This is a genomic window from Flavobacterium sp. (assembly GCF_039595935.1).
Classification (GTDB): Bacteria; Bacteroidota; Bacteroidia; order Flavobacteriales; family Flavobacteriaceae; genus Flavobacterium.
On the sequence record NZ_JBCNKR010000006.1, the window covers coordinates 3125991 to 3140610 of the forward strand.

Here is a 14620-nt window from a genome sequence, read left to right on the forward strand (position 1 = left end):
TTTAATGCAATTTAAAAGTATAGAACTTAAAAAGTATTAAAAATAGTATAAAATTAAGAATGATCATTTTAAAAAAGTTTTAAATTCATTTTTTGCTCTTTTTTAATGTTTAAGAAAATACTTATAGTAAATATCAACTTTTTAAGTTAAAAACTGAAATGAATTTATACTTATTTACTTATATTTGTTGACCAAAAAATAACCAACGAGTGACTCAAATTAACAAATTAAAAATATTTAATGACCCAATTTACGGGTTTATAACAATACCGAACGAACTAATCTACGACTTAATCCAGCACCCTTATTTTCAGCGTTTGCGACGTATTTCGCAAATGGGGTTGTCGTATTTGGTTTACCCGGGTGCAAATCATACACGTTTTCATCATGCGCTGGGCTGTATGCATTTAATGCAAAAGGCTGTTGAAAGCCTTCGTTTTAAAGGTGTTGCGATTTCAAATGATGAAGAATGTGCTCTGTTGATTGCGATTTTACTGCATGATATTGGGCACGGGCCATTTTCGCATGCTATGGAAAAAAGCATTGTTGAAGATGTAAATCATGAAGCTATTTCATTATTGTTTATGAATAGGCTGAATGATGAATTTGGAGGAAGATTAAGTTTAGCAATTCAGGTTTTTAGAGGAGAATATCATCGAAAATTCATGTTGCAATTGATTTCAAGTCAATTAGATATGGATAGAATGGATTATCTTAAACGAGATAGTTTTTATACCGGAGTTGCAGAAGGAAATGTGAATTCTGAACGTTTGATTCAGATGATGAATGTAGTAGATGATGTTTTGGTTATCGAAGAAAAAGGAATCTATTCTGTAGAAAAATTTCTGCTTTCGAGGAGATTAATGTACTGGCAGGCTTATTTGCATAAAACGAGTCTGGTAGCCGAATTAATTTTAATGAAAGTACTAAAAAGAGCTAAAGAACTAACTCTAAAAGGTGTTAAACTGCCTTGCAGCGAACCGCTTATGTATTTTATGCAAAACAAAATTACACTTGAAGATTTTGATGCTGAAAAACTGGATTTGTTCTCTCAACTAGATGACTTTGATATTATAAGTGCTTTAAAAGCATGGCAAAGAAATAGTGATTTCATTCTTTCTACTTTAAGTAAAATGATTATTAACAGAGATTTGCTGAAAATTAAATTAAGTGCAGACAAAATTCCGATGGAAGAATCGCAGTCTTTAAAAGAAGAATTTGCAGAAGCACACAATATTTCAGCATTAGATGCGGGTTATTTTATTTTTAGAGGGAAAATTAAGAATCAGGCCTATAGTAAAGCTGCTGAACCAATACGAATTTTGAAAAAAGATAAAACAATTGAAGACGTTGTTGAAGCTTCTGATCAGTTGAATTTGAAATCGTTATCTAAATTGGTGACAAAATATTACATCTGTTTTCCAAAACAACTTATCTAAAATTAACATTTAAAATCTATTTTTTATATTTTTGTCGCGATGAAATTTACAGCAGAACAAATAGCAGGAATTTTAGAAGGAGAAGTTGTTGGAAATCCCAACGCAGAAGTTTCTAAGCTTTCTAAGATAGAAGAAGGGGAAGAAGGATCTCTTACTTTTTTGGCTAACCCCAAGTATATCAATTTTATATATACAACAAAAGCAACTGTTACAATTGTTAACGACAGCTTTATCCCTGAACAGGAAATCTCTACTACATTAATAAAGGTTGAAGATGCTTATGCGTCTTTCTCTAAACTATTGCATTTTTACAATCAGGTAAAACTGAATAAAAGCGGAATAGAACCGCAATCCTATATGTCTGAAGGAACTAAACATGGAGAAAATCTATATTTAGGAAGTTTTAGTTACGTAGGAAACAATGTAGTTTTAGGAAATAATGTAAAAATATATCCAAACAGTTTTATTGGCGATAATGTTGTTATTGGTGATAATGTGTTTATTTTTGCCGGCGCAAAAATTTATTCAGAAACTGTAATTGGAAATAATTGCACAATTCATTCAGGAACAATTATAGGCGCAGATGGTTTTGGATTTGTTCCAAACGAGGAAGGTGTATATAGTAAAGTACCTCAAATTGGAAATGTTATTATCGAAGATAACGTTGATATTGGTGCTAATACAACAATAGACAGAGCAACTCTGGGTTCTACGATTATCAGACAAGGAGTTAAATTAGACAATCAGATACAAATTGCTCATAATGTTGAAATTGGTAAAAATACTGTAATTGCTGCTCAAAGCGGGGTTGCAGGTTCTACTAAAATCGGCGAAAATTGTATGATTGGCGGACAAGTTGGTATCGCAGGCCACTTACTTATAGGAAATAATGTGAGACTTCAGGCACAGTCAGGAGTTGCAAGAAACATTAAAGATGATGAAGTTTTACAAGGTTCACCATCTCTTGGATATAGTGATTTTAATAAATCGTATGTTCACTTTAAAAACTTTCCTAAGATAGTAGCTGAAGTTGAAGAATTAAAAAAACAAATAATAAACCCAAAAAATGGAAATAATGGTTAAACAGAAAACCATCAAAAATGAAATTTCACTAACAGGAGTTGGATTACACACTGGTAAAGAAGTTACAATGACTTTTAAACCAGCTCCAATTAATAATGGTTTCACTTTTGTAAGAGTAGATTTGCAAGGCCAGCCAGTCATTGAGGCTGACGCTAATTATGTTGTTAATACGCAAAGAGGAACTAATTTAGAAAAATTAGGTGTTAAAATACAAACTCCAGAACACGTTTTAGCTGCTGTAGTTGGCTGCGATTTGGATAATATTATTATTGAATTGAATGCCTCTGAACTACCTATTATGGATGGTTCATCAAAATATTTTGTTGAAGCGATTGAAAAAGCAGGGATTGAAGAGCAAGACGCACAGCGTAATGTTTATGTTGTAAAAGAAGTTATTTCATTTACTGATGAAGCAACAGGAAGTGAAATTCTTGTTATGCCTAGCGATGAATATCAGGTTACTACAATGGTAGATTTTGGTACAAAAGTTTTAGGAACTCAAAATGCTACACTTAAAAGCCTTTCTGATTTTAAAGAAGAAATTGCAAGTTCAAGAACTTTCAGTTTCTTACACGAATTAGAATCATTATTAGAGCACGGTTTAATTAAAGGCGGAGACTTAAATAATGCTATTGTTTATGTAGATAAAGAAATCTCAGAGTCTACAATGGCTAGTTTAAAGAAAGCTTTTGGTAAAGAAGAAATCTCTGTAAAACCAAACGGAGTTTTAGATAACCTTACTTTGCATTATCCAAACGAAGCTGCAAGACACAAATTACTTGATGTTATTGGAGATTTATCTCTAATTGGAGTTCGTATTCAAGGAAAAATCATTGCAAACAAACCAGGTCATTTCGTAAATACACAGTTTGCTAAAAAACTGGCAAAAATCATTAAAATCGAACAAAGAAACCATGTTCCTGTTTATGATTTAAATCAGGAGCCATTGATGGATATTCACAAAATCATGTCAATGCTTCCTCACAGACCTCCATTCTTGTTGATTGACAGAATTATAGAAATGTCTGATCGTCACGTTGTAGGTTTGAAAAATGTTACTATGAATGAGAATTTCTTCGTAGGGCATTTCCCTGAAGCGCCGGTAATGCCGGGAGTTTTAATCGTTGAAGCGATGGCACAAACTGGAGGGATTTTAGTTTTAAGTACAGTTCCGGATCCTGAAAATTACTTAACATATTTCATGAAAATCGATAATGTTAAGTTCAAACATAAAGTATTGCCAGGTGACACGTTAATTTTCAAATGCGAATTGATTTCTCCTATCAGAAGAGGAATCTGCCACATGCAGGCAAATGCTTACGCAAACGGAAAATTAGTTACCGAAGCAGAATTAATGGCACAAATTGCAAGAAAACAATAATAAATAATCAAATTTATTGTTTAGGTTTGTTGCCTTCAAATTAGATTATTTTAATTTTAAAATATAAAACATAGATGAATCAACCATTAGCATATGTTCATCCTGGCGCGAAAATCGCTAAAAATGTTGTAATCGAACCATTTACAACAATTCACAATAATGTTGTTATTGGTGATGGTACTTGGATTGGTTCAAACGTGACCATTATGGAAGGAGCTCGAATTGGTAAAAATTGCAATATTTTTCCGGGAGCTGTAATTTCTGCTGTACCACAGGATTTAAAATTTGGTGGAGAAGATTCTTTGGCAATTATTGGAGACAATTGTACAATTAGAGAATGTGTTACTATAAACAGAGGTACAATTGCTTCCGGACAGACTATTCTGGGTAACAATTGTTTAGTTATGGCTTATGCCCACATTGCACACGATTGTGAAATTGGAAACAATGCCATTATTGTAAACGGAGTTGCTTTGGCAGGTCACGTAGTTGTGGGTAATCACGCCGTAATTGGAGGTTTGGCAGCAATTCACCAATTTATTCATATTGGAGATCACGCTATGATTTCTGGAGGATCTTTGGTTAGAAAAGATGTTCCGCCTTACACAAAAGCAGCTAAAGAACCATTATCATATGTAGGTATCAATTCAGTTGGTTTAAGAAGAAGAGGATTTAGTACTGAAAAAATTAGAGAAATTCAGGAAATTTACAGAATTTTATATCAAAAGAATTACAATACAACACAAGCTTTAAGTATTATTGAAGCAGAAATGGAAGCTACTCCTGAGAGAGATGAAATTCTTGATTTTATCAGAAACTCATCACGAGGAATTATGAAAGGTTATTCAGGTAATTATTAATTTTAGAGTTTAGATTTCTGATTTTAGATTTCTAAGCTGTAAAATAAAATTTTAATCATATTATAAAATACAATGTAGATCAGTTTTTAAATCTAAAATCTACATTCAAAAATCTAAAATAAAAACAAATGGCATCTACATCAGATATTAGAAACGGATTGTGTATTAAATTTAATCACGATATCTATAAAATTATTGAATTTCTTCACGTAAAACCTGGAAAAGGACCAGCTTTCGTAAGAACAAAGTTGAAAAGTTTAACTTCTGGAAAAGTATTAGATAATACTTTTTCTGCAGGTCACAAAATTGACGTTATTCGTGTTGAAACACATACATTCCAGTTTTTATATCCAGAAGGTGATGAATTTCACTTTATGAATGCTGAGACGTTTGAGCAGATTTCTTTAAACAAAAATATTTTGGATGCTCCGGAATTATTGAAAGAAGGAACAAACGTAATGGTTCAGATTAATACTGAAACAGATTTGCCATTATCAGTAGATATGCCAACTTCTGTAATTCTTGAAGTTACTTATGCTGAGCCAGGTGTAAAAGGAAACACTGCTACAAATGCTACTAAAAATGCTACAGTAGAAACAGGCGCTAATATTAACGTTCCTTTGTTTATTAATGAAGGAGACAAAATTAAAATTGACACGGCTACAGGTTCTTACATGGAGCGTGTAAAAGAATAATTTTTAATTAAGATAATTTGACAATGAGTCAATTAGAAAATTTGTGAATCGACAAAAATTTGTATATTCATATTCTAATTGACTCATTTTCTAATTGACAAATTTTCTAATTATAATATATGAAATTTCCAAAGAGTCATTCTTTACAAGAAATTGCAAATTTGCTTAACTGCGAATTTATTGGTGATAAAAACTTTGAGGTTTTAGGCATGAACGAAATTCATGTGGTAGAACCAGGTGATATTGTTTTTGTTGACCACCCAAAATACTATGACAAAGCTTTGCAGTCTGCAGCAACTATTGTTTTAATTAATAAAAAAGTTGACTGTCCAGAGGGTAAAGCCCTTTTAATTTCTGATGATCCGTTCAGGGATTTTAATACTCTTACTAAACATTTCAGACCTTTTCAATCTTCTAATGCAGCGATTTCTAAATCTGCTCAAATTGGGGAAGGAACTATAATTCAGCCTAATACCTTTGTTGGAAATAATGTTAAGATTGGTAAAAACTGTTTGATTCATGCAAACGTTTCTATTTACGATCATACTGTTATTGGTGATAACGTAATTATACATTCGGGAACTATTTTAGGAGCTGATGCTTTTTATTACAAAAAACGTCCGGAAGGTTTCGACCAGTTAATTTCTGGCGGCAGAGTAGTGATAGAAGACAACGTAGGAATTGGTGCTCTTTGTACAATAGACAAAGGAGTTACCGGTGATACGACTATTAAAGAAGGTGCAAAACTTGATAACCAAGTACATATAGGCCACGATACTGTAGTAGGAAGAAAATGTTTAATTGCATCTCAAACAGGTATTGCCGGATGTGTTGTTATAGAAGACGAAGTTACGATTTGGGGACAAGTTGGAAGCACAAGCGGTATAACTATCGGAACTAAAGCTGTTGTTTTGGCACAAAGCGGCGTAACAAAATCAATTGAAGGCGGAAAAACCTATTTTGGAACTCCGGCAATAGAATCAAGAGAACAGTTGAAACAATTAGCCAATATTAAGAAAATTCCTGAAATTCTAAATAAATTGAAGTAATATGTCTATAAAAGAGTTTGTTCAAAAATTTTATAAGTCGGATGCCTTAATTGATAGCGAAGTTCTAAAAACCTATTTGCATCCTGATGTTATCATTGAATGGAATAGTAGTAAAGGATTTATCGAAATGAATTATGATTCGATAGTTGAAATGGCGAACGAACTAAGCAGGGCATATGTACGTTCTAAAGTTAGAATCAGTCATATTATAGCCGAAAATGACTTGGTTTCAGTACGTTATTCTCATTATGTAAAAACAATCGAGAATCCTCGCGAAGAGATGTTACTGGCACATTTTTCTACTATCTGGCAGATAAAAGACGACAAACTTTACAGAGGTTATCAGATGAGTCAATTTTCTTAATATTTTTTTGATAATAAAAGAGACAAAATACATTACAAAACCTTATTTTTGCAACACAATTTTAAAAACTACATAAAATATATATCATGAGTGTTTTAGTTAATAAAGATTCCAAAATAATTGTTCAGGGATTTACAGGAAGTGAAGGAACTTTCCACGCTTCTCAAATGATTGAGTACGGTACTAATGTTGTTGGAGGTGTAACTCCGGGAAAAGGTGGAACAAGCCACTTAGACCGTCCGGTTTTTAATACAGTAAAAGATGCTGTTGACCAAGCTGGAGCAGATACTTCTATCATTTTTGTTCCGCCAGCTTTTGCTGCTGATGCAATTATGGAAGCTGCTGATGCCGGAATTAAAGTAATTATTGCTATTACAGAAGGAATTCCTGTAGCAGATATGATTAAAGCAAATAATTATGTTAAAGAAAGAAATTCTAGATTAATTGGACCAAACTGTCCAGGTGTTATTACTCCGGGAGAAGCTAAGGTTGGAATTATGCCAGGTTTCGTTTTCAAAAAAGGAAATGTTGGTATCGTTTCTAAATCAGGAACTTTAACTTACGAAGCTGCTGACCAGGTTGTAAAACAAGGTTTAGGAATCACTACAGCTATTGGTATTGGTGGAGATCCAATCATTGGAACTACAACTAAAGAAGCTGTTGAATTATTAATGAACGACCCTGAAACTGAAGCTATCATCATGATTGGTGAAATTGGAGGTCAGCTTGAAGCTGATGCTGCAAGATGGGTAAAAGCTGATGGTAACCGTAAACCAGTTATTGGTTTTATCGCTGGAGAAACTGCTCCTGCAGGTAGAACAATGGGTCACGCAGGTGCTATTGTTGGTGGTTCTGATGATACAGCTGCTGCTAAAAAACAAATTATGAGAGACAACGGAATTCACGTTGTTGATTCACCAGCTGAAATTGGTAAAAAAGTAAAAGAAGTACTTGGATAATCTTCAAGTCTCAAAATAATAAATTCCAAAAAAGTCTCAATATTTTGTTGAGACTTTTTTACATTTTAAAGACTGAGGCGAAAATGAAAAAAACTTAGCATCTCAGAACCTCAGTATCTTAGAAGCTTTAAAAAAGAAATATGTATAAAGAATTAGAAAAGTTTAAATCAAGTAATAGTTTTACTTTTACTGTAAATGATAGTTTAGAAGAAGTTTGCAATGCTCCGGAAGGAAGCGCTGGAATTTTTGTAGTTTATGAAATTGATGGTGATTCAAAAGAATTAATCATGGTGGGTTCTACAGGAACTGTTCAAAATGACGGAACTTTAAAAACAAAAAACGGCGGCTTATATGATAAGATAGTAAACGGACATCAGTTTGCTAAAACAGGAAGAAAATATTCTTGGCCGGCACAAATGAAATTAGAAAATATATCTGTTCTTGAAGTAGTTTGGTACGAAACTTTTAATGCAGATGTAAAAGCAATTCCAACGGCAGTTGAAGGACAGGTTTTGCAAAATTTCTTAAATGAAAATGCAAAATTACCTAGATGGAATGTGGCATTTTAAGAATAAATTTTTATGTTGAAATACAGTAAGCCCTGCTTGAATTTAAGCAGGGCTTTTTTTGTGTTTTATGCATCATTAAATAATTTTAATACTTAAACTTGATATGTTTAATAGAGTATAATCCTATTAATTATGATGTGGTTTTTATACAGATTGTAATTTTAACATTTCCTTAAGAACCCAGTAATAGCAATTAAAAGAGACAGTTTCTTGTATTAAGAAACTGCCTCTTTTGTGTAAAATAATTGTTTTTAAATATTTGCTTTTATATATTTATCGCACAAAATAAAATGATAATGTTAAAATAATGTATTCTATGCATTAAGAGATATTGTCTTTTTTATCCATTTATAAGCCCCCCGCGATTATGAAAACCCGAATCTTGCCAGTCAGTTCAATAGATGATATTACACTTTGGAATAATTTAAGAATTGGAGATGAGAAGTCATTTTCACTTTTATTTGAAAGATATTACAGTGATCTTGTTAGTTATGGAAATTCACTTTCTCCGTATGCTGAAAAGGTTCAGGATTGCGTACAGGATGTTTTTACAGATATCTGGGTTTACCGCAGTTCCTTACAGGAATCTGTTGTGGTAAAAGCTTATTTATTATCAAGCGTTCGTAAAAGAATAGCCCGTTTGTTCGAACGAGATCATATTTTTAGAAAAACAGCAAGTACAGATGCTATAGCGTTTCTTTTAGAATTTTCGGTAGAAAATGAACTATTAGACGACGATTATGCAACTAAAGAAAAAGTAATTTATCTTAACAAATTACTTAACGAATTACCTCCAAGACAAAAAGAAGCACTTTATTTACGCTACCATCAAGGTTTATCTGTCGAGCAGATTGCCGAAATGCTTGATGTTAATTATCAGTCGGCAAGTAACCTTTTATATCGTGGTTTGCTTACACTTCGTAAAGAATGGAAAGGTAATTTAGCCTTAATAATACTACTATTTTCAAGCACTCTTTAGAAAAAGTTAAGAAAACTTAAAAAAAATCTTAATTTGGTGAGTATATAATAAGAAAACTGTCCTCTATGTTTTTGTAACCTTATTTTTAGATGCAAAAACGTAATAAATATACCGAAATAGAAGATTTTTTATCTGACGAATCATTTCAATCGTGGGTTTTATTTAAAATCGATGAAGATGGTTGGGAAGAATGGACTTTAGAAAGCCGCCAGCGTGCCAAATTAGTTGAAGATGCACGATTAATGCTTTTGGCGATGAAAGTTCAGGAAAGCGAACTTTCGAATTCTGATATTCACAGAGCGTTGCAGGAAACCTGGAATAAAATTCGCGAAAAAGAAAATCAGGAAACTTTACAAAATCTTAAAGTTAGATCAATAAGAAGACAATTCCTTTCTGGAGTTGCTGCAGCATTGCTTATCGGCTTAATGTCTGCCTGGTTTTATACCAATTACTTTAAAGCAGATACTCAGATAGTTACTTATAAAGAACTTATTGAAGAAAATAACGAAGGTTTGGTTGAACAGACCAATAATTCAAATAAACCGCAAATTATCACATTATCAGACGGGAGTTCTGTTTTATTACAGCCCGAAAGTAAATTAAGTTATCCTAAGATCTTTACCGGAAACGAAAGAAAGGTATACTTATCAGGAGAAGGATTCTTTGAAATTAGTAAAAACCCCCAGAAGCCTTTTTTCGTTTATGCAAACGAAATTGTAACAAAAGTAGTCGGAACTAGTTTTAGAGTTAAGGCTTATTCAGACAGACCTGATGTTGAAATTCTTGTTCGCACCGGTAAAGTTAAGGTTAAATCAAATGACCTTGTTTCAAAATCCGAGAATGAAGAAATAGTACTGCTTCCTAATCAGGCATTGCGTTTTCAGAGAAGTGATTTGAAATTCAATAAAATTACAAACATTACACAAGATGCCGTTTTGGTTCAAAGTGTAGGGAATATAGAGCAGTTGAGTTTTGAATTTAATGATATTCCGGTATCTCAAATTTTTGAAACTATCGAGCAGGCTTATTTAGTAAATATCGATTATCCAAAAAACAAGTTGACAGACTGCCATTTAACAACATCACTGAGTGACCAGCCTTTAACAGAAAAATTAAAAATTGTTTGTAAAAGTATTGGTAACAACACCAGTTTTGAGATGAATGGAAACCAGATAATTATTACCTCAGACGGTTGTAATTAATTTCTTTTGGTGTAACTGTAATTGCACGGAAAAGATTCTTGTTTTTAATACATAAATTTTTCAAGTAATACCTTTCATTTTTCAGGAAAAATGTAATTTATTTCTTTTAATAATTCGCCAAAATAAACAAAAACTAAACTCAACCAAAAACAACCAAAATGCCTATGTAAAAATGAATACCATAAAAAAAAGTGCCGAAATGCTGTAACATTATCGACACTTATAAAGTTGAATTTCTCTCTGTAAAGAGCAATTCAATTGTTTCTTAAAATACACTCGAATCAGTATTAATCAAAACAAATCAAAATTATGAAAAAACCAGTTGTTAAACAACGATTACTCCATAGAATCATGAAAATAACACTATTTCAGTTTGTCTTGGCACTTGTGTTTTCAAGCTTTGCAATGGCAAATAATGTAAATGGGCAAAAAAATTAGATACCAAAGTTACAATTACAGTTGAAAATTTGACTCTTGATAATGCTTTGTCTAAAATTGAAAAGTCTGCGCATGTAAAATTTTCGTATAATTCAAGACTTCCTCAGTTGAGTAAAAAAGTAAGTATTGAGGCAAATCAGGAAACACTTTCAAGTATTCTGAGCAGAATTTTAGTGCCTTTTAATATCACTTTTTCTGAAGTTAGTAATCAAATTATTTTGCAGAAAACAACAACTGATCCTTTTGCAAGTGGTGACAATCATGAATCACTTTTTGAAGTATTAACTGCAGGTCCAATCATCAAAGGAAAAGTAACAGATCAGTCAGGAAGTCCACTTCCGGGTGCAACAGTTATGGCAAAAGGCACTAAAGTGGCTGTGTTAACAGACTTTGATGGTAATTTCGTTATCGAAATGCCGGCAAACTCAACAGGACTTGTTATTTCTTACGTAGGTATGGATACGAAAGAAATTGGTATTGAAAATGTAACACCAACTATTGTTCTTAGTGAAGTAGGGCAAAACCTAAAAGAGGTTGTGGTAACTACAGGTTACGAAAAAACATCCAAAAGAACTTTTACAGGAGCAATCAGCAAAATTTCCGGAGCAGAATTAAAAGTTGACGGGGTTGTTGATGTGAGCAGAATGATCGAAGGTAAAGCGGCAGGGGTTACGGTACAAAACGTAACAGGAACTTTTGGTACAGCTCCAAAAATTACAGTTCGTGGATCATCTTCAATTTTTGGAGATACAAAACCTTTATGGGTAATTGATGGTGTTGTTCAGGAAGATATCATCAACATGTCATTTGCAGATTTAGCATCTGGAAACTCAGAAACATTATTAAGTTCATCAGTAGCAGGTTTAAATGCAAACGATATTCAAAGTATTGAAATCCTTAAAGATGCATCGGCTACTTCCATCTATGGTTCAAGATCATTAAATGGAGTAGTGGTTGTGACAACAAAACAAGGACGTAGAGATGCTCCTTTAAAAATCACGTATGGTTTAGAACAGACAGTAAGAACAGTTCCAAACTATGGCCAATATGATATTTTAAATTCTCAGGAATCTATGAGTATCTTAAAAGAAATGGAACAAAAAGGGTATTTAGATTTGCCTTCAACAGTAAATGGAAGATATGGTGGAGCATATAACATTTTAGGAAGAGCAATCAATACTTATGTACCTGAAACTGGAGGATATTTAGTTAATAATGATCCTGTTAGCCGTAATAATTTCTTGAAAAAATACGAGTTAGCCAATACAGATTGGTTTAATGTTTTGTTTAGGCCATCTATTACACAAAACCACTCTTTAAGTTTTTCTGGTGGTGGAAAAAACAACACATTCTATGCGTCTTTAGGATATTATACAGATCCGGGATGGACTATTGCTGATGATGTAAAACAAATTTCAAGTAACATCAAAGGAACATTTTATGTAAATGATAAATTGAATATTACCTTATCTACATTGGCATCTGTTCGTGATCAGGGAGCTCCTGGAAGTTACGAAAGTGAAAAAGACGTTGTTTTTGGTAAAGTAACTCGTGATTTCGACATCAACCCATTCAACTATGTATTAAATACAAGCAGAACTTTAAGACCTTATGATGATAACGGAAACTTAGAGTATTACAGAAACAACTGGGCTAAGATGAACATCATCAACGAATTGGCAAACAACTTTATGGAAATTGAAGTAAAAGATATTCGTTTCCAATTAGATTTAGATTACAAAATTACGCCGCATTTAACGTATAACTTAACAGGTTCTGCTCGTTATGCAAACACAAGCCGTGAGCACAAAATCTTAGAAAACTCAAACGTAGTTGGAGCGTATAAAGCTGGAACTCCTGATGGAGAAGATGGTGTAAATACTTTAGTAAGAGATGAAAATATTTTCTTATACCAAGATCCAAATGATTTAACAGCACCAAAAGTTTCTGTTTTACCAAATGGAGGTTTCTTAAGAAAATTCACAAACGACATGACATCTTATAACTTAAGAAATAGTGTTAATTACAGAAATATTTTTGCAGATAAACACGAAGTAGAAGGTTTATTTGGTACAGAGATGAGAGTTGTAGACAGAACAAGCGATCAGTTTACAGCAGCAGGTTTACAATACGACAGAGGTTTAACAGCATTTACAGATCCTAGAATTATCGAAAAAATCATCAACGGAGGAGATTCTTACTATGGATTTAATGAAGAAAAAGAAAGAACAGTAGGTTTCTTCGGAAAAGTAGGTTATACATACGATCGTCGTTATACAGCTTCTGTTACAGGACGTTATGACGGATCTAACAGACAAGGAAACAGCGATTCATCTAGATGGTTACCAACCTATACTTTCAGTGGAAAATGGAATGTTGCTGAAGAAAAATTCATGAAAGACGTTGAATCTATCAATACATTAGCATTTAGAGCTTCTTACGGTTTAACAGCTACAGCTGGACCGGCTACAAACTCTTTAGCGATTTACAAAAGTTATGTTACAGATCGTTTTAATCTTGATGACAGAGAAACTTCTATCAGAATTGATGAATTACAAAACGGTGATTTAACTTGGGAGAAACAATTCGAAACGAACATCGGGATGGATCTTGGAATGTTCAACAACAGAGTACAATTAACAACAGATGTTTACCGTCGTAAAGCATTTGACCTGGTTGATTACGTAATTACTTCAGGTATTGGAGGACAAAGAGTTAGACAAGGTAACAATGCCGATATGGAAACTAAAGGTTTAGAGGTTGGAATTACAACTAAAAACTTTGACGGTAAAGATTTTAAATGGTCAACATCTCTTAACTTTTCTGTTTACCACCAGGAAATTACTAAGTTAGAAAACACACCAACAGCATTTGATTTAGTAGATTCTAACGGAGGAAATACAGTAGGACATCCAAGAAATTCAATTTATTCTTACCAGTTTACAGGTTTAAATAATCAAGGTTTACCAACTTTTATTTTACAGCCGGGTGCAGAAAATAACATTACAGATGCCAACTTTCAGGACAATTTAGATGTTACTAAATACTTGAAATACGAAGGATCAATCGAACCAAACAAATCTATTGGTTTAGCCAATACATTTACATACAAAAACTGGTCATTATACGTGTTTTTCGTAGGTTCTGGAGGAAACAAAGTACGTTTAAACCCTGTGTATGACAGTACTTATGATGATTTAACTGTATTTACAAAAGATTTCACAAATCGTTGGATTAACCCTGGAGATGAAAACTTTACAAACGTTCCGGTTATTGCAGACAGACGTTTAAATGCAAACTATGGAGGAGAGCGTACATTAGCAAGAGCATACAATACATACAACTATTCAGATGCTCGTATTGCAGATGGAGATTTCATTCGTTTGAAAAACATTTCATTAAGCTGGGAATTCCCAAAAGATTTCAAGAAAAAACTGGGACTAAGTACTTTTACATTAAAAGGTTCTGCAGTTAACCCATGGTTAATTTATTCAGATAAGAGATTAAACGGTCAGGATCCTGAGTTCCGTAATTCAGGAGGAGTTGCTTTACCTGTTACATCTCAATACACTTTTACTTTAAACCTTTCATTATAATAGTCA

At 33.0% G+C, this 14620-nt stretch carries 11 protein-coding genes and 1 pseudogene; all 12 read left to right on the top strand.

Annotated features, from left to right (window positions below):
- Nucleotides 1–209 precede the first annotated feature (209 nt).
- A complete protein-coding gene (locus ABDW27_RS23420; protein WP_343698098.1) occupies nucleotides 210–1439 on the top strand; it encodes an HD domain-containing protein in 1230 nt (409 codons plus the stop codon).
- Nucleotides 1440–1478: 39 nt separating this feature from the next.
- Nucleotides 1479–2522, top strand: coding sequence for a UDP-3-O-(3-hydroxymyristoyl)glucosamine N-acyltransferase (lpxD, locus tag ABDW27_RS23425; RefSeq protein ID WP_343698099.1), 1044 nt, complete (start codon nucleotides 1479–1481; stop codon nucleotides 2520–2522).
- Nucleotides 2515–3903, top strand: coding sequence for a bifunctional UDP-3-O-[3-hydroxymyristoyl] N-acetylglucosamine deacetylase/3-hydroxyacyl-ACP dehydratase (locus ABDW27_RS23430; RefSeq protein ID WP_343698100.1), 1389 nt, complete (start codon nucleotides 2515–2517; stop codon nucleotides 3901–3903). Before lpxD ends, ABDW27_RS23430 begins: the two co-directional genes overlap by 8 nt.
- 74 nt (nucleotides 3904–3977) lie before the next feature.
- Nucleotides 3978–4763 carry an acyl-ACP--UDP-N-acetylglucosamine O-acyltransferase gene (gene lpxA / locus ABDW27_RS23435; RefSeq protein WP_012024961.1) on the top strand — a complete coding sequence of 262 codons (786 nt, stop codon included), beginning with the start codon at nucleotides 3978–3980 and terminating at the stop codon, nucleotides 4761–4763.
- Nucleotides 4764–4891: 128 nt separating this feature from the next.
- Nucleotides 4892–5458: an elongation factor P gene (gene efp, locus ABDW27_RS23440; RefSeq protein WP_343698101.1), complete on the top strand. Its 567-nt coding sequence runs from the start codon at nucleotides 4892–4894 to the stop codon at nucleotides 5456–5458.
- 119 nt (nucleotides 5459–5577) lie between these two features.
- Nucleotides 5578–6507, top strand: coding sequence for a UDP-3-O-(3-hydroxymyristoyl)glucosamine N-acyltransferase (locus ABDW27_RS23445; RefSeq protein WP_343698102.1), 930 nt, complete (start codon nucleotides 5578–5580; stop codon nucleotides 6505–6507).
- Nucleotide 6508: 1 nt separating this feature from the next.
- A complete protein-coding gene (locus ABDW27_RS23450) occupies nucleotides 6509–6871 on the top strand; it encodes a nuclear transport factor 2 family protein (protein WP_343698103.1) in 363 nt (120 codons plus the stop codon).
- Nucleotides 6872–6957: 86 nt separating this feature from the next.
- Nucleotides 6958–7830: a succinate--CoA ligase subunit alpha gene (sucD, locus tag ABDW27_RS23455; protein ID WP_091497690.1), complete on the top strand. Its 873-nt coding sequence runs from the start codon at nucleotides 6958–6960 to the stop codon at nucleotides 7828–7830.
- Nucleotides 7831–7970: 140 nt separating this feature from the next.
- Nucleotides 7971–8399, top strand: coding sequence for a hypothetical protein (locus ABDW27_RS23460; protein WP_343698104.1), 429 nt, complete (start codon nucleotides 7971–7973; stop codon nucleotides 8397–8399).
- A 367-nt stretch (nucleotides 8400–8766) separates the two neighbouring features.
- A complete protein-coding gene (locus ABDW27_RS23465; protein ID WP_343698105.1) occupies nucleotides 8767–9378 on the top strand; it encodes a sigma-70 family RNA polymerase sigma factor in 612 nt (203 codons plus the stop codon).
- Between the two features lie 89 nt (nucleotides 9379–9467).
- Nucleotides 9468–10580, top strand: coding sequence for a FecR family protein (locus ABDW27_RS23470; RefSeq protein WP_343698106.1), 1113 nt, complete (start codon nucleotides 9468–9470; stop codon nucleotides 10578–10580).
- Between the two features lie 309 nt (nucleotides 10581–10889).
- A pseudogene (locus ABDW27_RS23475) lies at nucleotides 10890–14614 on the top strand (SusC/RagA family TonB-linked outer membrane protein).
- The last annotated feature ends 6 nt before the right edge of the window (nucleotides 14615–14620 follow it).